The sequence below is a fragment of the Arthrobacter oryzae genome, from assembly GCF_030812315.1.
GTDB lineage: Bacteria > Actinomycetota > Actinomycetes > Actinomycetales > Micrococcaceae > Arthrobacter > Arthrobacter oryzae_B.
In genome coordinates, this window is record NZ_JAUSSM010000004.1 from 85,582 (window position 1) to 108,041 (window position 22,460).

Below are 22,460 nucleotides of genomic sequence, written 5' to 3' on the forward strand. Positions count from 1 at the left end.
GCCGACCTAACCCTTCGCCAGCGTGAAGATCCCGTACCGCATCGCACCGGTGCGGTAGGCCAGAATCAGGCGGGGAATGCCCAGAAACGAGTTGCGGTTGCGTGCACCAATAGCCAGTCGGCGCATCTCGCTGTCGACGAGCAAGGCCTTCACGAGCCGGCGAGCGCAGATTGGCCAGGTGCGGGCGACGCGGCGGCTGACGTCCTCGTAGCCGGTGACCGTAAAGCCGGCCTGCCTTGCCATCTCCTCATAGTCCTCGCGCGTGCCCATCGAGGGCAGGCGCCCTTCGCGGCAGATCGGCTCGAGCAGGTGGCGGACTTTCCACCCGCTGGCGCCGGTCTCGGCGAGCCACGCGCAGATGACGAAGCGGCCGCCGGGCGCCAGCACGCGGTGCGCCTCGGCGAAGAACCTGGGCTTGTCCACCATGTGCTCGCTCGACTCGATGGCCCAGGCGGCATCGGCCGAGGCATCGGCCAGCCCGTTGTCGAGCCAGTCGCGGACCTGGATGTCCACGCCTGGTACGGGATGCCCGGCTGCATAGTTGGCCTGCTCGGCCGAAAGGGTGAAGCCGGTGACGCTGACCCCGCGCGTCACAGCGAGCCGCCGTGCGGTGGAGCCGTAGCCGCAGCCGATGTCGGCGCACGCCTGGCCGGGCAGAAGGCCCAGCCTGTCGCCGACTGTGTCCACGAGCGTCTCGACGGCTTCGCCGGGTGTCTCGCGGCCCGTCGTCCACAGCCCGTGATGGACATGGTCGCCCCACACAAGACGGTATATGGGATCGAGTTCGTCGTAGTGATCTGCGACCGCCACGGCGTTCTGGGAAATTTCGGGGACGATCACGGCACGACCCTACATCGGCGCTCCACAGCGAAGGAAGAGGAAGGACGACGACGGCACTTGCATAACTGCGTCTTCCCCTCTTGGCGTGCGCCCGCCAGCAGCCCTACGGAAGCTCAACCACCGCCGCTTCAACCCGCCGGCCGTCAGCGGGTGTTGCGCCGCACGTAGATCCTGGCGCTGCTGGATTCGCTGACCCAGGGGTGTTCCGCTGAGGAACTGGCGTATGAGCTGCACGGTGATGCGGGCATCGCGGCATCCATCCGGACCGAAATGTTCAGGGTGCGCTCCTGTTGGGCCCTGCCGTGGCGTCGAACCCTTAGCGTCTTGTTGAGGGGCTCGCCGGGTGTTCCGATGCCGGGCGCGTGCTACCGCTGCTTCGCGTCTAAGACTTAATCTCTGAAGCGGCCTAACTACCGCGGCTTTGCCATCGGCTTTCGCAACTTCATCGCCACTTCAAGCTGAAACGCGCCGACTCAGGCCCCCGACTGCACCCTCGACGGAAGTAGTCCCAAATAGAAGTAAGGGGTAAGTAAAAAAGCGATTGACTTAAGTAAATAGATACTCAATACTTATTCCATAAGGAGGTAATCACCTCCGATGACAGAAGGAGAATACGATGCCCGACATCACTGTTCCAGTCCCTGACGACCGGACTGCAGAGTTCTACCAGTTCTTCGGACTTTGGCTTGCAGGATCTCTGACCCTCTCCGATGGAGGTTCTCAGAGTCTCCCAGAGGCTTCCGGAGACTCGGGAAAGCGCCGGAACTGGACTGGCTCGGACGATGACCGGGAGGACGCTAGGAACCTCTGGTCCAAGATGACCAGCCGCGCGAAAGGCTTCTACAACCTCCTGATCGACGCCCCGGGAACCAAGTTCACGGGGAATCAGATCGCGAAGGAACTGAGCATCTCCAACGGTGCGAATGGCGTCGCCGGTGTGCTCGCCTGGCCGGGTCGGTACTGCCTTAACATGAACCGTAACCTTCCCCAGCATTGGAAGGACGGCGAGGTTGGTGCTCCGTCCGTTTACTGGATGGACGCTGACGTCGCGGCGCTGTTTGCAGCCGTGCGGTCGGACCTCGACGGCTGAGGCTGGCTAATCACGCTGTTGCCTCTCCGATAATACTGAAGTCGGCAAGACCAACCACATCGCCAAGACCCGGCGAATTCAGCCCAGGCCACACCCCTGATTGAAGCCGCTAATCTTGGTGGACGATCTACTGACATTACGGAGAAAACTATGTCTGCAAAACTGGACAAGGCGGCTGCCTTGCTGAAGAACGGCGGAGCCAAGGCCAAAGCCAGTGGCGCAAAGCTGCACTCGCTCGCCACGGATCCAGAAATGCAGGCAAAAGTAAGAAATTTTGCCGGCGAAGGCATGCGGGTATACAGGGCAGTTACGAGTCCAGAAGCCAAGCAAGCGTACCGACAGGCAGCGCAATTCCTTGACAAAGCCCGGAGGAAAAGTCCCCGACGCTAGCCGGCAGGCGCCTTGCTTGGCATGCGAGGAAGCATGGGCGCAGCAGCAGTTGTCTAACTAGAGATTCGGGCAGGCGCCTCCACGTTCATTTACCCTCAGACTCTTTGGCCGCCGCGCAGGACTTCCAAGCGTTTTGCTGAGCCACCTTGTGACAGAATGCCGATGTGATCGAATCATCTAAGGAAATCGGAATCCATGTCTCCGGAGGCGCAGCTGTCGTCGCAGGAGACCCCGATCTGATCGGAGCCCTCCTCGCCCGCTTGGACGTAGACGTAACGCAGATACAGTCGGCCGGCAGGGGAACTCTAGACCTAGTCGCTCAAGCCTCCGGGCTCGGGGCGGTCTTGACCTCGATGGACGGAAGCTGGGTGCAACTCACACCCGAGTCGCATCAACGTCTCCTTGAGTTAGCGGAATTCAATCTTCCTCAGGGCGACGTGTTCAGCGGGGTGCTCCGCGGAGCGAAGGGTCAAATCGATTCTTTTGCGCAGTTCACATCCGGCGGAATGAACCCGCTTATGATGTCCAACCTGGCGACACTGACCGCGACAATGGCACTTCGCAGCGCTGTCGCGCAGCTTGAGGAGCTGGCACAGGCCATGGACGTGAAACTGGATCGCCTCCTTGACGACAATAGGGCCCGGGCCCTAGGCGATGTTCAGGGCCTCGCTCAGGTACTCCTTCGCGCATTCGAGTTGTACGAGGAGACCGGCAAGATCACTGACACTGCGTGGTCTCAAGTCGCAGGCCATGCCACGGCACTTGCACAGGCCAGTTCGCACGCCTTGGCACAGATCGAGCTTCTGACACGATCCCTGGATGTTCGTTCCCTTGCTGAGAAGGCCACCGCGGCTGAGGCAATTGCCAGCAAAGAACTGCGTTCATGGCTTGTTATTCTGGCCGCGTGCCAAGCGAACCAGCAGCGCCTCGAAACGCTTGAGCTGGTTCATTTGCGTCAACGTGATCCAGAAGCTGTCGAGGCACATGCCACGTCAATCCAAGGATCCGTTGCCAGACGAGAGGAAGCAGCGGCAAGCCGCTTGCAGTCGTTGCAGGATGCGTTGACGTCCGCGGCCAACATCAGCGATTTTAATCGTGTTCGAAGCCCCCAGAAGAGTCGTTCACTTCTGGACTCCGCTGAAACCGCTGTCCGCCTCATCGGCCTGTTCGCACAAATATACGGGTTGGAAGGGCTGCTTGAAGGAAAGGTGGAACGCGAGACCTGGCGCAAATCGCTCTCCGATTTCGCCAAGACATCAACAACGGCCGTTTCGTCCGTCGCCAAGGCAGTCCCCGTTGGGATCGCAAAGGTGGGCGGTGATGCGGTGATCCGTGCAGCGAGCCAAATCGAATCGAAGCGATCGCCGAGGGAAACTACGCCCGAACTTTCTGAGAAAAAGTCGGAAGAGAGCACTGCAGAGAGTTCCCTCTGAGGCGGGCTCGTCCTACTTTGGCCTGAATGCAGGCATTTGCGGTTGGACGGCATTGTAAGAGCTACATACGGACCGGGCCGTCGGACTGAAGCGGGCCCTCACTCAAAGCGGCCCGGTCCGTGGCGAAGCCGCTACATCTAAGGAACCCCGGCTGCCAATTCCGCCGCGGCCAAGGCCTGAGAAAACCTGTCCACCGCGAGCTTGTATTCCACCGGATTACCCGTGGTTCTCTCGTGGTCGGCTGCGCGCATGGCCCGGACCATGGCCGCGGTTGTCGGGAGGGAAGTGTCGGACATCGCGGGGTAATCGAACTGCAACTGCGGATCAACCTCGTAGGTGAGCCACCGCCGCTTCAGCAGTGCGTGACGGTCAACGGTTCTCCCGTGTTCCTTCACATCCGCCAGGGAAAGCTGCGCCAGCGGCGCGGCGTCCATGCCTGTGGCCAAGGACACCGTCCTGACTGCCTCACGCTGGCGGCCAAGAGCTTCTTCAGTCCCCAGCGCCAAAGGGGTGACACCCTTCTGAACGAACTCGACGTTGAACTGGTAGGCACGGATCTCCGCCGGCGTCATGAAGTCCAGATCCCCGGGAGATTTCCTCGCCAGCTCTCTGAAACCGTATGGGCTCGCCACGCTGCTCCGAGGGACCGGGTAGAAGTACTTTCCGCCGACAAACCCGCCAACGGATGCAACCCAGAACAGCCAGTCAGGAGAATCCACGGACACTGCCCCAAAGGCTGCACCCAGCGTGCACGCTATATGGCCACGTGTCAGGAGGATCTTCGTGCGGCCAAGCCGGTAAACACGGCGGGGACGATCCAGTTGCTTCTCGTGGAATGCCTTGAGCCTGACAGTCCAATCACTGGCGTTGCTCACCAGTCACGCTCCTCAGTCATGATGACGGCGACACTGCCGTCCGTGCGGACGCCGGCGAAATGCTGCTGCTCGGCCTGGCCGCGCACAACCCGAACACCGGTGTAGGACATGAGCGGTCCCGCTCCCCTCACCAAAGATACCTTTCGGCGGGGCGGACTCGTCTCCCCTGGGGTTTAGTGACGGACGACAGCGTCGCGGCGGGTCACGTGCAGACGTTTCGTGACGCCGGGGTTGAGGTGGCAGAGACCGCCGTCGGCGCTCACGTCCGGCAGTAAGCTCAACCGCTCCTCACGGCACCGCAGATCTATGAGTCCTCTCCGGAACAGCACGTGAAGCGCTCGGCTCGCATGTGATGGCCAGGTCGTTGGCCGTCACGGACTGCACTGGCCTATCGCGTGGCAGCCGGTCACCCGTGAGTGTTTGATGTCTGACTTGAACGATCTATTGCGACGTGTCGTCCGGAAAGGTGACCTCATATCCGAGCGAACCAAACAGGCCTGTCAGTGTGGCCCTAGTATTCTTGGCAGCTCTGTCCTTCAGCTCGGACTGCTCCGCAGCCGTGGCCATTTGGGTTTCAGCGAGCTGATAGAGCTTCGCCTGCTGCGGCGCCTCGAATACATCCACAATGCGGTCGGCCAGGCCACGTTCTTGGCTGTATTCACGGGATTGGTCATGGTCGATATTGGGCTTGTCGAGTTGCGGCTCGGGAAGCCGCAACTCTACCGCCTTGCCGTCCGGGGACAGCGTCAGGTCCTGCTCGGTCAAGCCTGTGAGATCGACAAATGCATTTACGGTGCCAACCGCGACAAACAGCGTCCGCCGTCCAGCGATGAAATCGGGAATACCCCCAACATTTTCTTCGTCTTCGATAACCAGCTCAAAGGTGCCGACCACGGAGTGGAGCTGGCTCATGTCCTTGACCGACTTCAGAAGAACGGTCTGGCTACTGCTGGCCTGGCTAAAGGGGTTATACCCCATCATGTTGGTTGCGACGAGCGCAACCAACGCCACGACCACCACTATCCAAGCGACGCGCCCTAAGAATTTTGGTGCGGACATCGGACCCCTTTTGCCTTGAAACGGCTTGGGTTCCGTTCCTGTCAGTTTGCGTGTCCGGCGGGTGCCGGTGTGCTAATTCAGCTCTAGTGTAGCGGGAGCGCTCGACTCGGCTGGCGCATCCGCACACCGAGTTCGCAGCCCTTTCTCCAGCTTCGGGTGGACATCGAACCTCCCGCGCCCGCAACAGAGTGTCAGATTCACGTGACCCGATCTCGAACCTCGGAGATGACTGCTTTCTCGAGCGAGTTGACGGTACCATCCACAGCGGCCACCCGATTGGCCACGCCGAGGATATCGCCTAACTAACGTTGCTCGGCGTCCATCCGAGCCCCGCCGCGAGCAACGTCGTGTAGCGATTCAACAACATCGCGAGAGGAATGCCTACGAGGGGGATACCAATCTTGATGACGTTGATTTGCAAGAGGTACCTTCCCACGACCGGAAGCCCTTCCCGCAGCCAAGACCCTCTGGAATAGAAACGCTTGATTACAGGCAGCATGATGGCCGGGACAGCCGTGACCACGCCCTCACTCACGCACAAATGCCCCGCTCTTGATCGTGAAAGCCACCCGAATGAGCTTCCACATGTCATCGGCGTCCGATGGGTCGAGTGGCATCCGGTACAGGACCGGTACGTCGCAGGCGAGGCGTAGCTGCAGCCGGGTAATGAACACGACGTCCAGCATGACAGTGGCGACGACGGGCGGGACAGTGGCCGGGCTTGCACCGGTCATGCACGAATCAGATTGAAGGATCGGAGCGGATGGTCCCTCGCAGGTTCGCCGGGACGATGGGCACATGGAGGCTCAATAGCTTCCACCCAACTCCGAGCTGCGTTCGCTCGACCTCATTTGCGATGAAGCGGAGCCTGAGACCGCTCTTATGGAGATCTTCGAGTTTGCGGACTTCGTCCGCGTCGTATTTCTTGCCGTGCCGGGGACAGCCGGCGTCATCTTCGATATCCCCCGAAGGGGACAACAGCAATCGAATAAGCCGAATGGCTACTTCTCGTTGATCTATCTGCATCTCTGCGGCAATCCCGGGTATGTCGCGTCCCCACTCATAGTGATCCAGAAGCTGCACCTGCTCACTCCGAGTCCATCGGCGCTCAGTTCCGGCATATGGGTCGAGGAGTCTGGCGTCAGAGTTATTGGTCGAGGTTCTCGTCACGATAGCCGGGGCGCTCGGGCTTGTTGGACCTTCCGAGGAACGCGGCGGCACTAAAGGTTCCGGCTTGTCCAACGGCCGCTGAGGCGCGAGAAAGTCGACGGCCTTAGGAGCCTCGACGCTTGTTGACCGTGCCGTCGGCACAGTCCTTGGCGTCGATACTGGGCGGGGCGTGGCTGGCGAGGGCTGCGCTCTTCCCAGCCGTTGGACATCCTCTGGGGCGGCTCGTTGAGCCGTAGATACCTTCTGCTCTCGCCCGCGACCAAAGAGCCAACCGGCCAAACATGCCAAGGCAACGGCTAGCAGAGGTTGCTGAAAGGCAATACTGAACGCAATCCAGGCAATTACAACGCCGGACACCCGCCAGCCCATCGTCTTCTACTTTCGTCCACGGTGAGAAAGCCAGTGCGGCTTCCTTGAGCTACCCGGCAAGGTGCACCAGCTCACCACGTAATTCCAGACGGTCTGTGTCCACACCGTACTGAAGGCCTTCGTTCAGCCGCGCGGTGACGCCAGCCGTCAACCGTTTACCTCCGAAGACCCGAATAGTGTCCCTATGCAGCTCGTCCACTGCGATGCCGCCGGACAGCCGGACAATTTCAACCATGGCGTTGCGGATCTCCACGACGCTGACATATTCGGGCTTGCGCACCACGTCGGGCCCGTTGGGCCGGAACTCTTCCCACGCAGCTCTGTCGATTGTCGCGTCCCAGACGAAACCGTCCGCGTCCCGCTGATGCGCGTTCCGGTCGAGCAGTCGAAGTACCGAGTTCATCCGCTGCGCATTCACCTTGTTGAGATTGAAGGCGGCGCAGGTGAGCTTTGCGAGACGATCAACATGGACTGGCCCTTCGGCCTCGACAATGGACTCCATGGCCTCCCGAACGGCAGCAACCGCTCTACGGGACTGCAGGTTGTCCAACACGTCGATCGTTCCGAAGTTTTCGATCGCCCAGGGCTTGTAGCCTGCTCTAGAAACTTCCGCAGCCACATCATCCTGCTGCCGGAGCCCCTGTGCCGCCTTCAGAAGCAGTCCTTCGCTAACCGGCCTGTAGTCGACGGCGGACCGTTCAGAATTCGACGGAACCGGGACGACCGGAGCCTCTTCAGTCGAACGTACGTCGTCCCCACCAGCCTCAGACCCGAATGCGTTGCTAGTCGAGCTGTCGGCTGCCTTAGTAAAGGCCGCCTCCAGCTTGTCCAGCACGGCCTCCCGGTCGCTGATCCACGCTGGCAACCACACCCGCTCAACAGCGGGCCAGCGCATCATCCGTGTCAGTACATCGCCGGGAAGCCCGTCGCGGTCTCCGGCCGTTCGCCGCGCCGCCCAGGCAGGGCTGTCCAGCAGAACTGCCATGAACTGGCGGCCAGGCGCGTCCTGTGTCGCAACACTGATATCCACTTTGAAATCCGACAATCCAACGTCGGTGGCCACCACAAAGCCACGGTCCCTCAGTGCGTCCGCGATCTCTTCCCGGTGCAGGTCCACCGCAGGGCTCCGGCGTCCGTCATAAGGCAAGGCTCCCGTCCCCTGCTCGGCCAGATCAAGATAGGAACGCAGGTGCTTGATACCAACGGAACTCGTCTCCTCGGCCCGCAGCTCTGAAGGGCTGAAACTGGAGAACACAATGACCTGCCGGCGTGCACGTGTCACGGCCACGTTGAGTCGGCGCTCTCCCCCGGCACGGTTCAGCGGTCCGAAGTTCAGCGGAAGGTAGCCCTTGTCGTTCTTGCTGAAGCCCGTCGAGAAGAGGATGACGTCGCGCTCGTCGCCTTGGACATTTTCCAGGTTTTTGACGAACAGTCCCTCGGGATCTTCATCGAGAGCTTTGATAATCCCTGCGTCGTCCGTGTCGCGGAGCAGGCCCTCAATCAACGCCCGCTGCTGCAGGTTGAACGTGACTACGCCAACCGACGGCGATTCGCTAGCACCGTTGAAATGCTTCCGCACTTCCTCCACAACGGCGGCCGCCTCCACAGGGTTAGTCCGAAGCACTTTGGAGGGACCTGAGCGATGGAACTGGCCGTTGACCCGCACGAAGTTCACGCCGTGACCATGGAGCCCCGGGTTGGGAGCCCCATGCGACGGGCCAGGGAACGAGGAGAGCTTGCTGTCGTAGTACTGCTGATTACTGAACGCGATCAGGGATTCATCCTGGCTGCGATAGTGCCAGGAGAGCCACTGCCGCGGGACCCTGGCCTCGACGCATTCGGAGAGAATCGATTCCATATCTTCGACGGCGGTAATCCCGCTCTCCACATCATCCAAGGAATCGCTGGACGATTCCGCAAACGACGTAGGCGGCATCTGCTTGCTGTCGCCAACCACTACCACTGACGCGCCGCGCCCCATGGCACCGACGGCATCTGCCACACGGATCTGGGAGGCCTCGTCGAAGACCACGATGTCGAAGAGATCCGATCGCGCCGGGAAGAACCGCGCCACCGAATCAGGGCTGACGAGCGTGCAAGGCATGATCTGTGTGATCAGGTCCGCATAGCCTTCCATCAGCTTGCGGACGGTGAGACCACCGCGCTGTCTGGTCAGCTGGCGCTGCAGCTCCCCCATGCGGCCGGACGTCGAGGACGAGGAGACGCGTCGGGAATTTACGACGCCGGCTGCCAGGTTGCGCTTCAGGAGGTCACGTACCAGCGTGGCTCGCGTCGTGAAACGGTCGATAGTGCGTTCGTGGGAACTCGCGTCGAAATCCTGCAGTCCGGTTGCCAGCTTCCGTTCTTCAAGTGAGCTCTCGGCGAGTCCGCGCTCAAAGGCCGTTGCCGCGTCGTCGGCTTCGAGTTCGCCATTGAGGATCGACGTGCGGACGTCAGGGAGGCCGACGGAGCTCAGCGGTTCCACGTGGCGCAGCAGCTCAAGCCACCGGTCCAGGCTGCGGGATCCTGTGGCGTCGAGGGCACGTGCACCACGAGTACTCGCCCAGACTTCCAGGAATGGAGTGGCTCCTGTCCACCGCTCCAGCTCCGTAGCGTCCACAGCCGGAATTTCGGTGAGCGCATCCCACGAAGCGGCCAGCTCGTACAGCCACGCGATCACGTTTTCATGGACCGGTCGGCCGCTTTCGAGGAACGCACGCAGTAGGGTCTGAAACGGAGCCTCGTTGCCAAAGCTAGGCTGGACCGCCTGCGCCGCCCACCGCAACCAGCCGAGCCTGCGGTTGAGCGCCTCCTTGGCAGACTCAGTCAGAGGGTTCCAGCCCTCCGGGACAGCCACCCCGGGGATGCCCTGTGCCTCGGTTTGGAGACCCCGGATCTGATGCTGCGTGTTTGCGAGATTCTGCAGCAGCGGTACCAGCTCCTTGGGCCGGATCTCGGCACCCGGGTGCATGACGGCGTCGAGCTCTGCGGCCACCGCAAGCAGCCTTTTCTTGCGCCCGAAGAAGCCGCTGGCCGCGGCCTGATCGGCGCGTCCGAGAATCTCCGGCAGAGGCAGATCCATGGCTTCCGGCCGGACTTTGTCTAAACCGGGATGATTCACAGCGGCGAACGCTGCCACCAAGTTTTCAAGGTGCTGCGCCCCGGCTGACCACTGACCGGACCTAACGTCGTCCAGTGTCCCAACCGGGACACTGCGGTCTTCAAGGAGGGGAGCAAGGACGCGAAGCTCCGAGGAGGACGTCGCCGACGCCGCAACTGAAAGCAAGTCATCAACTGAACGGACGGCGTCGAGCGCTGCATCGATGCGAAGGCCTGCATCCGTAATCCGAAGGGCGTCAACCCCACCCAATGCAGTCGCAACGAAGCGCCACGGGTGGTTCTTGGCAGGACGGGCCCGGTCGGTGAATTCGGGCAGCTCACGGAGCAGCGCACGCACCGGCTCGAGGACGGTGCCATTGGCCGTGGACGTGAACTGCGTAGTCAGCGGGAGCACTGGGTCGCTGGGTTCGAAAGTCAGGGCTTTGGTGCGGGCGCTGTAGAGCGACAGTTGGGCGCCGTTCTCCTCGTGGAGGTGGCCGGCGTAGCGGACGAGTCCCCTGCGTGCAGCCGCCAGGTCCGTGGAGGCAGTGTCCAGCCGCTGCTGATCAGAACTGAGGCTGAGTTCCAGCGCATGCTTGATCTGGGCACGGACCATGGCCGGTTTGCTTCCCTTGTCGTGCAGGTCAAGGGAGAAGGGCCCCATGCCCACCTCTTCGAGACGCTTCTGGACGACATCAAGTGCTGCCCGTTTTTCAGCAACGAAGAGGACTCGTTTGCCTTCGACGATGGCTCGCGTCAGCAGGTTGGTGATGGTCTGGGACTTGCCTGTTCCTGGAGGTCCCTCCAGCACAAACGTCTGGCCCGCGACGGCGGAGGCGACGGCCTGCAGCTGGGATGAGTCCGCGGGGATCGGGCATGTCGCGGCAAGGGCGTCGAGGTCAGGCTCCTCAGCTGCTTTCAAGGGATCCTGAAAGAGCTCGGTAGGGCTGCTGATGAGGTGGTGAACGAGACGGTTTTTCCCGAACTGCTCCCAGCTCTCGTCCAGGTCTTTCCAGAGCCGGAACTTTGCGAACTGCAGCATGGACAGATCAGCTGTGTTCTCCACCCGGAAAGCGAGGCCCTTGGCGGAGACGGCTTCCCTGACGGCATGGAAGGCGGCGTCGAGGTCAATACCGGAACCGTCTTCTGCCGGTTCGGACAGCCCGGGAATCTTGAGCCCGTGCGCTTGGGACAGCTTCTCCAGCAGGCAGTAATTCGGCGTTGACTGACCCGTCTCGTCAAGGGTAACCCGATAGAGGCCCTGCCTGCCGGCGGAGGTCAGGTTTACGGGTACCAGCACCAGCGGCGAGCGCAGTGTGCGGCCATCGAGTTCCCAGAGGAGGCTGCCGAGGGCCAGGTAAAGGTTGTTGGCACCGGTCTCCTCCAGCTGGGTTTTGGCTTTGTACGCCAGGCCACGCATTTTGGAGTTGTAAGCGTCCTCGGATACCTCGGCGAAGACTGCCTTCTTTGAACTCAGCAGGCCAATCAGCTCGTCCTGAGGAAGGTCCCTGCCGAAGCGGATACCCCGTTCTTGGTGGATGGCGCTCAACTGGTTCGACGGAAGCAGGCTGATGGGGGTGCCGTTGTTCACGAGATCTTCAAACGAGCCGATCCACGTACTGGGAACAGCCAGCGGGAAGCGGGCCGTGTCCGTGAAGTTGATCAGCCGGTTGCGGAGGCTGAGATCCAGGAGCGCATTCTTCCATTGGGTAATCCGCGGAGGGATGCTCGTCGTAGAGCTGCCGGCCGCCGCTCCTCGTCCATGTTTTTCGGGCGCTATGGGCGCTAGTTTCGCTTCCGGCACGTAGTTGGTAACTACAGGTGACCCGGACTCGTTGGTGGTCCGCGCGGGTAGAGGGTAGATGCCGTCCAATCGCGCACGCCGGACGTCGGTGACGGCTTGGATTTTCTCATGACCCGTTTCGATGTACTCGGCTTCAAGGCTGCTCCGCAGCAGTGCCGGCGTGATCGGGTGGCTGCCGCTGAGCATCGTGGTCTCGACCAAGCCAATGAAGCCGCGCTGGACGAGGCTCACGAGTTCAAGGACGTCCTCTGATGCTGCCGTCGGCAACGTCATGTCTTCGCGCCAGTATCCGAGGAAGGCGTGACCGTCCACGACCCATAGGACCGGAGCGATTCCGCAGAACTCCAGCGCTGCCGCCATCACCACGGTGGTGTCGAGACAGGTGCCTAAACGGCCTTCAAGAACTTGGGCCGGTGTGCGCACCTGCTGGCCTTGCAAGCCCCAGCTGGCGGGCGGCATGCTGTATCGGATGTCGCGGTTGCTGGCTGCCTTGGCCAAAGCGAAGACGATCTCGTCCACGCGCTCTGGGCCTTCTGTGTAGCCGTCCAGGCTGCTCCTGCCGGTGGTTCCTAGGACGTCGGCCGCTTCGGAGACAAGTTGAGCTATCGCCGGGTGATGTGGCTGGACGAAGGCTGCCAAGAATTCATAGGAGACGAGTCCTTTGCCTGTGATCCAGAGCTGGGCAGGGAGGAGTTGCAGGCTCGCTTCGGCCTTGCCGATACCGGCGGCTTCCGCACCGGCGGCCGCGGACTCGATCGTCACCAGTACGCGCCCTGGCCGTTTCTCGTTGAGCTCGTACATGGTCGTTGCGGACACGTGCACGTCGACGTCGTCTAGGACCATGGCCTGGCCTGCCGCAAGATCGACATATTGCTGGAAGTCTTCTGAAATCTTTCCCGCGCTGGAATGGACCTCCACGCGGACGACGGCGCCGCGGATCTCAACACCCGGGTTGGTGATCTTGATCTGCCGCACGAACTTGAAGCCGTTGTGCACCATGGCATAGCTCAGTGACTCCGCTGCCGTGATCTCGACGCTCACCGCATGCTGCAGGAGTTTGTGGTTTTCTGCGTCAGGTTGGCCGATAGGCTGACCAGCTTCGCTTCCAACGGTCGCCTCTGTGGCTTCGGGGACTAAGATGACTTCTCCGCGCATCTTGAATTCGTCTAGGAGAACGATAATTTCTTGTGCTGCGCCGGTTAGTTCCAAGTGCTTGGCTAGCCGCCCAGCAGTATCTAGCGCGCGGTAGGCGTCTGCGTCGTCGAATGCCTCGTTATGGGCCCAGAGATTACGGGTCTGGCGGAGCTCGGACGCGTAGCTCCGAGCGTCGTAAGCGAGGTTGAAAGGGTAACCAAGAGATCCCAAGGATTCCGTCATGACGCGTAGTTGCGCGCTCAGATCCGTCGGCGAGTAAGCTGTCGCTGTTCGGCCGGCGCTGGCGTCTTTGTGCTCCAGCAGCTTGGGCCAGGCGATGCCCTTTGCAACCTCCTCCAGTACTGAAGCGATGTACGTGCCCAGACTGGTTGCCAAGATGTCCAGAGCGCGGCCGACGTACTCGCGGTTGGAAAGCCCCATCGTGTTCCCCTCAATACGCGCCAGGCAGAGTGACAGCTGACTCAGTTCAGATTAGTGGGTATTGAAGGCATTTCCGCCTCCGAGCGACTACCCACACCCATCAGCGGCGTCGCGAGGCGATGCCCCTCCGCTCAGTACCTCGCGGTTTCCAGGTGCTCCCCAAGATAGCCGACATAAACACGCCCATTTGAGGCGACGTTGTCGTAGATATACATTCTTGGGGCGCCAGCTCGTCCATTCAAAAGTGCCACATGAGCCGTCATGATGAGCTGACCGCTGGGATGCACATCCGCTGGGACGACTACAGTCCGCTGAGCCAACATCCTCGAGTTGTTCAGCACAGTTTCGCTCTCGGTCGGGCGGAAGCCCAAAAGCCTGCGGCGGCCGGTGTGACCGCCATCGTTGATATAGCTGTAAATGCCACCCCCGCTCCAGCTGCCATCTAACGTCAACGCGGCGTAGTCCTGCAGCGACGCCAGCGCGTCCCAGGCTTTGTGTACGGCGACAGTCATATTGGGGTGATCGTCCAAAGACCGGGCGGTTTCAGCATCACCCAAAAAGCACAGTTGGCCGAATTCGTGTACACGGTCGACGAGGTCATCGAAGCTGTCGGGGTAGACGGTTCTCTCATCATCTCCTAAGGGCGCATATGCATCAGAAACGGCTTTGAGGCCTATCAGTCTGCGGCGAAGGGCCTCAACAGTGTCTTGTGACTCATCTGCCCGGGAAGCGACCTCTGCCGTCTCCATCTCCATCAGTTCGATGGTCTCTTTGAGATCATCGAGTTGGGTCATTAGCCCAATAGCCTCCTCGAGCGCATCGAGGGCTTCCTTTTTCTGCCGTTCGAGTTCCGCTGCTAAGCGCTCGTTAAGCTTCAGCGCGCGTTCGATGTCGCGCTCTCCAGCGACGGACTCCGTTTCAGCCTTGAGATCTTCAATTCTCTGAAGCGGCTGATGGCGCTGGGACCGAAGCAGTCCATAGTCCACGTCTCGCAAAATGGTCGGAAGACGTAGCTCAGCCAGCCGCCTGACCTCCGCAGCGCGAAGCATCCGGGCAATCCTCTTGAGCGGAGTCTCTCTGATCTTGCGGGCACTCAAAACACGGTGCCGGAAAGCGTCGGACGGCGTACCAAGCTTTGCCGCAGGCTGAAAAGTCCTGAGGCTGCCTGCGCCAATGGACAAGCCCGCACCGACAAGTGCGTTAAACTCCGTGAGGCGCTCCGGGTCCACAACATATGCGGTGGCCATGCCTTCGATGCCGCGAGTCATGCCGGCGACTATCTTGACCCACTGATCGGTCGCGAGCCCTTGCGGTGGCGAAGAGACCAAGCACGAGCCAATCCTTTGGTCATCGGCGAGAATCCCGGCCAGCTCCTGGACATGATTCGACGTTCGAATGACCAGAGGGTCCGTAAACGGGTGGGCCGCACCATCGTTAATCTCAAACGCTGCGATTAGCGCCTTCATGACACGCGGCGTGCCGGATTCTTGAGCTTCGGAGATTTCTTCGCCGAGCCGGTTGGTGTAGCGCAGCAGGGGTGCGTCTATGTCCACCCAGATGCGTGCCTGATCCCGCCCTTGAACGACGGTGATGGAGGTTACAGCAATCCGCTCAGGCCGGCGTTCCCCGCTGAACCAGTTGGGTTCATCCCAGTGTTCGCGTAACTGCCAGCGCCGGCTGGCTACGACGGCGTTGGACCAATCGATCCGCGAGACTTCCTGGCCTTCATTGATCGATGTCCCAGGCTGGACAGGAGGCGCCAGCCGCTTGCTCTCGAGCCAGACGGCGACGACCTTATCAACGTCATCAATCAGGGACGACGACGGGGAAACGCTCAGGATCGAACGGTAGGAGATGGGCATCTTGCTTCCTCAGCTAATTATCGGTGTTGCTTAATCTGTACATACTTCATCATCTTGTGTAATTTTTTGCAGCGTTTCTCGCATCCCTTGACGAAAATTCGAGAGGCATCCCACCGTCGCGTGTGGTCAGTGGTCAGAGGACGCAAGCCCGCACTGAGCATGCGCCAGAACCTTAGCCTCGGTCGCTATGAAGTCGCTACACCTTCAACCAGGCCCACCTGCCGCACGAGTGGGGTAGGACGCCGGGAGCACCACTGAGTTAGCTGGACGCTTGTCTAGCCCTTTCATCGCTCTCGATTGAGCGGCTGCGATCCTTTTTGCGCACTGAATCAACAAGCCCCCGTCTCCGCGTGCAAACATCACGACGAGCGTGTGGCCTGCCTGTAGCGGGAAGATGAGAGGCATTCTTCCGGCGTTGGGGGCTGCGCCGCGGCATCCTTCCTGATGGCACCTCTACGCACATAGTGCATTTCCAGCCTTCTCTTTTTGAGGCCTTGGTGGCTGCCCCCTGTTCATACGAACGTCCGCTGAGTCGTGAAAGTTGTCGGCGTTGGGGGATCTTAAGGAGTGCCCGCTCCGGTGCATCAAGCCTGCTCCTGAATCCGCTGTTAGTCGGTCATCTTGCCGCGCTGCGTGCTGTCTCCTCCCAAGGGCTAGAGGCTGCTACGGTAAGGACAAATATGTAGCAACGATAGAAAGAACGTGACAAGCGGCGTGACGGAACAGCTTTTTTCCATTCTCCGGGTTGGTGGAACCGTCACCGGCCTCGCTGGTCCGGCTCCTGTGAAGATACTTTCCGTTGACCGGCTCACTGACGACTCCGCGGCCGTTGCCTACCGGAATCAAGACGGCGGTCTCGCGGAAAGGATCGTTTTCGCCGACACGATTCCGCACGTCAAGACCGTACAGCCGGGTGGAGCCTTCACCTTCGACGCTTCACCGGGCGCGTTCCTCCTGGCCGCGGAAGCACGGCGAATGAAGCTAGCGCATTTGTTCGACCCACTCGCCGCCCTCGGTACCTCGAACGTAGACCCGTTGCCACACCAGTTGCGTGCTGTGTACGGCGAGATGCTGCTCCGTCAGCCCCTGCGTTATGTCCTCGCTGACGACCCCGGCGCGGGCAAGACCGTCATGGCCGGCCTCCTCATCAAGGAACTGCTCCTGCGGGGCGATGCCGCGAATGTCATGGTCATCTCGCCTGGCGTCCTCGTGGACCAGTGGGACGAGGAAATGCGGGAGAAGTTTGGGCTTGAGTTCGAGATGCTCACCCGCGACAAGATCCTCCACGAAGGGAACCCGTTCGCCCGGGGTGGCCTGTGGCTGGCTCGGCTCGACATGGTCGCCCGAAACAGCGAAGGCATCCTTGACAAGGCGTGCAACGTCGACTGGGACCTCATCATCGTCGATGAGGCCCACAAGTTGTCCGCGTCCGTTTTCGGGGCCGAGGTCAAGAAGACCAAGCGCTACCAGATGGGCGAGGAGATAGGGAAGCACACGCGCAACCTCCTCCTGATGACAGCTACCCCGCACTCTGGCAAGGAAGAGCAGTTCCAGTTGTTCATGGCACTGCTTGACTCGGACAGGTTCGAAGGTGTCGCCCGCGAAGGCGCCCGCAAAGTGGACGTTTCCGACCTCATGCGTCGCCTCGTGAAGGAAGAACTCCTTACCTTCGATGGCACCCGCCTGTTCCCTGAACGGTTCGCCTACACCGTCCAGTACGAATTGAGCCAGCATGAGAAGGACCTCTACGCGGCGGTCACCGACTACGTACGCGATCAAATGAACCTCGCTGACCGCATGTCCGGCGACAAGAGCAGGAAGGTCGCCGTCGGGTTCGCCCTCACGACGCTGCAGCGACGCCTCGCCTCGTCGCCGGCCGCGATCCACCGGTCGCTAGAACGTCGCAGGAAGCGCCTGGAAAGCGAACTGCACGAGGCGCGCATCCTGGCGTCAGCGATCAGCGACTACGTTGACGTCCCTGAGGACGAAGACGACCTCGAAGACCTCACCGACGCCGAACGAGAAGCACTCGAAGACCGGGCAGTTTCCGGTGCTACAGCGGCCCGCAACCCTGAGGAACTGGACGCCGAAATTGGCATCCTAGACCGGCTGCTCGTGAAGTCGCTCGCGGTGCGCACCAGCCCCACGTATGCAAAATGGGATGCCCTGCGCGACACTCTCGACGACGCCGACGAGATGCGCGACTCCACTGGCGCACGCCGCAAGGTCATCATCTTCACTGAACACAAGGACACCCTGAACGACCTCGTGGAGCGGCTCACCCAGCATCTGGGTCGCGAGGACGCAGTCATCACCATCCACGGTGGCACGAAGCGCGAAGACCGTAAGAAGGCGAAAGAGACGTTCGAGCAGGACGAAAAGTGCGTTTTCCTCGTCGCCACCGACGCCGCCGGGGAAGGTGTAAACCTCCACAAGAACGCCCACCTGCTCATCAACTACGACCTGCCGTGGAACCCCAACCGAATCGAGCAACGGTTCGGGCGGATCCACCGCATCGGCCAGCCAAATGTCTGTCACATGTGGTCCATCCTTGCAAAGGACACCCGCGAAGGCGACGTGTATACCCGACTCCTGGAGAAATTGGACGAGCAGCGCGCCGCACTCGGCGGGCGTGTCTACGACGTACTGGGCCAACTGTTCGAAGGCAACAGCCTGCGCGACCTGATGATCAAAGCCATCAGGGAAGGCGACCGACCCGAACGACACAAGTACCTCACGGAGATCGTTGACTCGAAGGTCGGCGAAGGTATCGGAGAACTTCTCGAAGCGAACCAACTCGTCCCCTCACACCTCGACGACAGCGAAGTAGACGAAGTGCGCATGCAAATGGAGAGGGCTGAAGCCGCACGTCTCCAGCCGCACCACGTCGAAGCGTTCTTCCACAAGGCCTTCCGCGACCTCGGTGGGAGCCTACGTATCCGCGAGAATCATCGCTTTGAGATCAAGAAGGTTCCCGCCGACATCAAGGAACACGACCGGGTCACCGGATTCGGCGTACCCGTCGTTGACACGTACCACCGCATCACGTTCGACCCAAAGTTCGTGCGCACCCCAGGTAACAACCCCATCGCCACCCTCATGCACCCCGGACATCCTCTTATGTCCGCGACAATGGGCGTTATCACGGACCGCCATCACGATGCCCTTCGACGTGGGGCCATACTGGTGGACCGTGCTGACATGGCCATCGATCCATACGTCATCTGCCTCATCGAACACGATGTGACTGACGGCAGGGCCGGACGCGATGGACAGCCCCAGATCATCTCCAGGCGCGCTCAGTACGTTCGCGCAAACCGGGACGGCGCCATCACCGCGCTCACCCAGAGCCCTATCCCGAACCTTGATGCAGTCTCCTACGACGAGCTCACCGCTGCCCAAGTGATCCTGAACGAGGAGTGGTGCCGAGCCGTCGACCTCGACATACGCGTAGCTCGGCATGCCTCCGTCACGGTGGCCCGCGACCACGCGGACACGGTCACAGCTCGGACCCTCGAACGGGTCACAAAGACCGAACGGCTCGTCCGTGAACGCCTCACCAAAGAGGTCAACTACTGGGACCAGCGCGCGTTTGATCTCGGTGAACAGGAACGAGCCGGAAAGAACACCCGCCTCCCCGCCTCCCAGTTGCGCCAGCGCGCCGAAGCGCTTTCCCGACGGCTCGACCGGCGGCTCAAGGAACTGGAAAAGGAACGGGACATATCTGCCCGCCCTCCACGGGTCACCGGCGCGTGCTTGGTCATCACCCAAGGCTGGCTTGACGCCTTAACCGATCCCGAAGGCGCAGCCGTCCGCGCGAGGGAAACCGCGCGCATCGAACGGCTCGCTGTCGACGCGGTGCTCCGGGTCGAGAAGGCGCTCAAACACCGCGCCAAAGAAATGGCCCACAACAATCCCGGCTACGACGTCGAAACCGAAACCCCAGCCGGACTCGACTTCATTGAGGTCAAAGGACGCGTCGAAGGTGGAGATACCTTCGTATTGACACGCCAGGAAGCCGTCACCGCCCTAAACAAAGGGGAACGCAGCGTGCTTGCACTGGTGCGGGTCCACGCCGATAACAGAACCACCGTCAGATATCTACGCCAGCCGATAACCACGCCAATAGACCCTAGAGCAGCCCGGGTCGACTTCGATTGGGACCCGTTCTGGAAAGACGCCACCGAGATGGAGCAGCAGTGACCGCCACCAACCGCAAGCGCAAGCTAATCGAAGTCGCCCTTCCGCTGGAAGAGATCAACGCCGCCTGCAAAGCCGACAAGGACCGCAAGACCGGCACCATCCGCAACCTCCATAAGTGGTTCGCCCCCATGCCGCTTCCTGCGTGGCGCGCCCTCCTGTTCGCAGCATTGGTCGATGACCCGGTCGATGACAACAAGCGGGTATACCTACTCGACGTAATCAAGCGACTGGTGGCGAACGGTGCCGATCTTCCCGACCGCGATGCGCTCGAAGAGGCACAGGAGATCCTTGGAAAACAATTCCCGGGTGGGCTGCCTGTTGTCATGGACCCATTCTGCGGTGGGGGATCGACGCTCGTTGAAGGTCAACGGCTTGGGATGTCCACGTATGGTTCAGATCTAAATCCCGTACCTGTACTCATTACACGAACGCTCACCGAGCTCCTCCCCGGATTGCATGATGGTGAGCCGCTTCACCCGGAATCGGCTAGTGAGGGTCGACTTTCATTTGCGATGACTCACAACGACGTCAGCAACAACTTTCAGGGCCTAAAGCAAGACGTTTCCTACTACGCTCACCAAATCGAGAAGCAGGTGAGGCGTCGGTTAGCTGGACTCTACCCTGAACATGAAGGAGAGGTCCCGATTGCCTGGATATGGGCCAGAACGGCCGCATGCCCGAATCCAACCTGCGGCATTCAAACTGTGCTGACTGCTTCATGGTGGCTGTCGAAGAAGCGGGGAGATCCTGTCTGGGTCGACTATTCGATTGAGGACGGCGAAGTAAAGCTGCACGTTGTCTCAGGCCAGGCAGAAGGTGAGCCTCCAAGTTCGCCCAAAGTTCGCAATGGAGTTTTTGAATGCCTTTCATGTCGGTCCGTCCTCGAAGCAACGTATATCCGTAAGGAAGGTCGGGCCAAGCGTCTTGGCGTACGGATGATCGCCGTCATCGCAGAAGGATCACGGGGCCGAATCCATCGTGACCCCACGAGCGCTGAAATCGCAGCGGCAGAGAACTGCAACCTCGGTGACGAAATGCGCATTTCACCACCGCTGGTGGGACGAGCAACTACGAATTTGGCTCTTTATGGACTCGAAACATGGGACCAACTCCACACCGATCGGCAGCTGCTCACGCTTTCGACGTTTGCGGACCTAGTAGCGGATACACACGCGGCAGTAATTTCGGACGGAGGATCCCGGGAGTGGGCCGATGCGGTCGTCACCATCCTGGGGCTTGCAGTCGGTCGGTTGGCGATGAGCAATTCAAGTCAGTCTCGGCTGACCGTCAGAAATGATGGAACAACAACACGTTTCAATGCAGCCTTTGGCCGCAACGATCTTCCAATGACATGGGATTTTCCGGAAATGAATCCGCTGGGTCCCTCTGGAACTTGGTTGGGATCTCTACCAACAGTCCTCGAAGCCCTGGCGTTTGCGCCCACGGGGACGGGTGTGGTGCGACGAGCTGACGCTAGAGTCACGCGGGCACCTAAACCCGGACTTGTCGCGACAGATCCGCCATACTTTGAGGCGATTGGCTACGCAGACTTGTCAGACTACTTCTACATTTGGCACCGTCGCGCCCTGGGAAAAGTTCATCCGGATTTGTACGCAACGATGGCCACGCCCAAATCTGGCGAACTGACGGCAATCCACCTTCACCACGGAAACGATAGGGAGGCGGCACGCCGTTACTTCATCGACGGTTTTACGGAGACCTTCCGCAATCTCCAGGGCTCGCTAGCAGACGATCTCCCGATGCTCGTTGTCTATGCGTCTAAGGAGCAGAAGGGTGGGAAGGATGAGGAAACCCGCTGGTCGTCCATTCTGACCGCAATGGTGGACGCAGATCTCGAAATTACGGGCACCTGGCCAATCCATGGCACCGGATCGACCCGAATGAACGGTCAAGGAACCAACGCGGTTGCTTCGTACATCGTGATGGTCTGCCGTCCCCGTCTGGCGGCGGCATCGTCGTGCAGTCTCTCTGAGTTCAACCGCGCTCTTCGCCATGAACTGGGAGGAGCCGTGAGAGATCTACAGGCAGCATCGATTCTGCCGGTCGACCTCGCACAGGCAGCGATGGGGCCGGGCATGCAGATCTACTCCCGCTATCGCGCCGTACTGGACCAGTCGGGACAGCGAGTTCCGGTGGAGCACGCCCTCCGCCTCATTAATGCAGCTCGTGAGGCTGTGCTCGATGAGCAGGAAGGCGAATTGGACCCAGAATCGCGGTTTGCCGTCCGCTGGTGGGAAGCCTATGGCTGGAATCCCTCCGTCTTCGACGACGCCGCCAAGACCGCTCGGCCCCTGGGCATCAGCGTGGACGATGTTGCTCGCGCTCAAGTGGTTACGAGCAAGGGCAACAAGGTCCAACTTCTGGGCTCGGGAGACCTCGACCAGAAGTGGGTCCCGTCTGCCGACATCCGTCCTACTGCGTGGGAGGCGGTACACCACCTCGCACACCGGTTGATTGACCGGGGTGGCGAATTGGAGGCGGCGCGGCTGATGGCGGCGCTCGGTAACTTACAGGACCCTGCAATGGCCCTGGTGTATCGCCTACATGATATTGCTGCCAAGAAGGGTCGTGCGGGAGATCAGGAGCGCTACAACGCATTGATCAACTCCTGGGCTGAACTGGTAAAGCTGAGTGCCGACAATTCGACGATGACTGAGGGGCTGTTCTGAG

At 60.7% G+C, this 22,460-nt stretch carries 12 protein-coding genes; 5 read left to right on the forward strand and 7 right to left on the reverse strand.

The features are described from left to right. Positions 1-6: 6 nt before the first annotated feature. Positions 7-840: a class I SAM-dependent methyltransferase gene (locus J2S97_RS09680; RefSeq protein ID WP_307048774.1), complete on the reverse strand. Its 834-nt coding sequence runs from the start codon at positions 838-840 to the stop codon at positions 7-9. Between the two features lie 616 nt (positions 841-1,456). Between J2S97_RS09680 and J2S97_RS09685 the strand changes: the two genes are divergently transcribed. The 3 genes from J2S97_RS09685 to J2S97_RS09695 all read left to right on the forward strand — a co-directional run bounded on the left by J2S97_RS09685 (position 1,457) and on the right by J2S97_RS09695 (position 3,753). Further along, positions 1,457-1,930 carry a DUF6416 domain-containing protein gene (locus tag J2S97_RS09685; RefSeq protein ID WP_307048775.1) on the forward strand — a complete coding sequence of 158 codons (474 nt, stop codon included), beginning with the start codon at positions 1,457-1,459 and terminating at the stop codon, positions 1,928-1,930. Between the two features lie 150 nt (positions 1,931-2,080). Further along, complete coding sequence (locus J2S97_RS09690) at positions 2,081-2,320, forward strand: hypothetical protein (RefSeq protein WP_307048777.1); 240 nt, start codon at positions 2,081-2,083, stop codon at positions 2,318-2,320. Between the two features lie 164 nt (positions 2,321-2,484). Beyond that, entirely contained in the window at positions 2,485-3,753 is a 1,269-nt protein-coding gene (locus J2S97_RS09695; protein ID WP_307048779.1) for a hypothetical protein, read from the forward strand. Positions 3,754-3,890: 137 nt separating this feature from the next. Here the strand turns inward: J2S97_RS09695 and J2S97_RS09700 are convergent, their stop codons facing one another. The 6 genes from J2S97_RS09700 to J2S97_RS09725 all read right to left on the reverse strand — a co-directional run bounded on the left by J2S97_RS09700 (position 3,891) and on the right by J2S97_RS09725 (position 15,566). Further along, positions 3,891-4,628 carry a hypothetical protein gene (locus tag J2S97_RS09700; RefSeq protein WP_307048781.1) on the reverse strand — a complete coding sequence of 246 codons (738 nt, stop codon included), beginning with the start codon at positions 4,626-4,628 and terminating at the stop codon, positions 3,891-3,893. A gap of 441 nt (positions 4,629-5,069) precedes the next feature. Then, positions 5,070-5,687, reverse strand: coding sequence for a DUF4230 domain-containing protein (locus J2S97_RS09705; protein WP_307048783.1), 618 nt, complete (start codon positions 5,685-5,687; stop codon positions 5,070-5,072). A 527-nt stretch (positions 5,688-6,214) separates the two neighbouring features. Further along, a complete protein-coding gene (locus J2S97_RS09710; protein ID WP_307048785.1) occupies positions 6,215-6,421 on the reverse strand; it encodes a hypothetical protein in 207 nt (68 codons plus the stop codon). Positions 6,422-6,428: 7 nt separating this feature from the next. After that, positions 6,429-6,770, reverse strand: a complete 342-nt coding sequence (locus J2S97_RS09715) for a hypothetical protein (protein WP_307048787.1) — start codon at positions 6,768-6,770, stop codon at positions 6,429-6,431. Positions 6,771-7,275: 505 nt separating this feature from the next. Next, a complete protein-coding gene (locus J2S97_RS09720) occupies positions 7,276-13,704 on the reverse strand; it encodes a DUF3320 domain-containing protein (RefSeq protein ID WP_307048789.1) in 6,429 nt (2,142 codons plus the stop codon). A 131-nt stretch (positions 13,705-13,835) separates the two neighbouring features. Then, on the reverse strand, positions 13,836-15,566 hold the full coding sequence (locus J2S97_RS09725; protein ID WP_307048791.1) for a PspA/IM30 family protein: 1,731 nt from the start codon (positions 15,564-15,566) through the stop codon (positions 13,836-13,838). Positions 15,567-16,280: 714 nt separating this feature from the next. On the opposite strand from J2S97_RS09725, the gene J2S97_RS09730 reads away from it, so the two are divergent. Together J2S97_RS09730 and J2S97_RS09735 are read left to right on the forward strand one after the other, a co-directional pair. Further along, complete coding sequence (locus J2S97_RS09730; RefSeq protein WP_307048793.1) at positions 16,281-19,769, forward strand: helicase-related protein; 3,489 nt, start codon at positions 16,281-16,283, stop codon at positions 19,767-19,769. After that, positions 19,766-22,459 carry a DUF1156 domain-containing protein gene (locus tag J2S97_RS09735; RefSeq protein WP_307048795.1) on the forward strand — a complete coding sequence of 898 codons (2,694 nt, stop codon included), beginning with the start codon at positions 19,766-19,768 and terminating at the stop codon, positions 22,457-22,459. Before J2S97_RS09730 ends, J2S97_RS09735 begins: the two co-directional genes overlap by 4 nt. Position 22,460: the final 1 nt, after the last annotated feature.

What these genes read in the sequence shown, in the direction of transcription:
- J2S97_RS09685 (WP_307048775.1), top strand. Translation starts at nt 1,457, where the DNA reads ATGCCCGACATCACTGTTCCAGTCCCTGACGACCGGACTGCAGAGTTC.
- J2S97_RS09690 (WP_307048777.1), top strand. Translation starts at nt 2,081, where the DNA reads ATGTCTGCAAAACTGGACAAGGCGGCTGCCTTGCTGAAGAACGGCGGA.
- J2S97_RS09705 (WP_307048783.1), bottom strand. Translation starts at nt 5,687, where the DNA reads ATGTCCGCACCAAAATTCTTAGGGCGCGTCGCTTGGATAGTGGTGGTC.
- J2S97_RS09710 (WP_307048785.1), bottom strand. Translation starts at nt 6,421, where the DNA reads ATGACCGGTGCAAGCCCGGCCACTGTCCCGCCCGTCGTCGCCACTGTC.
- J2S97_RS09720 (WP_307048789.1), bottom strand. Translation starts at nt 13,704, where the DNA reads ATGGGGCTTTCCAACCGCGAGTACGTCGGCCGCGCTCTGGACATCTTG.
- J2S97_RS09725 (WP_307048791.1), bottom strand. Translation starts at nt 15,566, where the DNA reads ATGCCCATCTCCTACCGTTCGATCCTGAGCGTTTCCCCGTCGTCGTCC.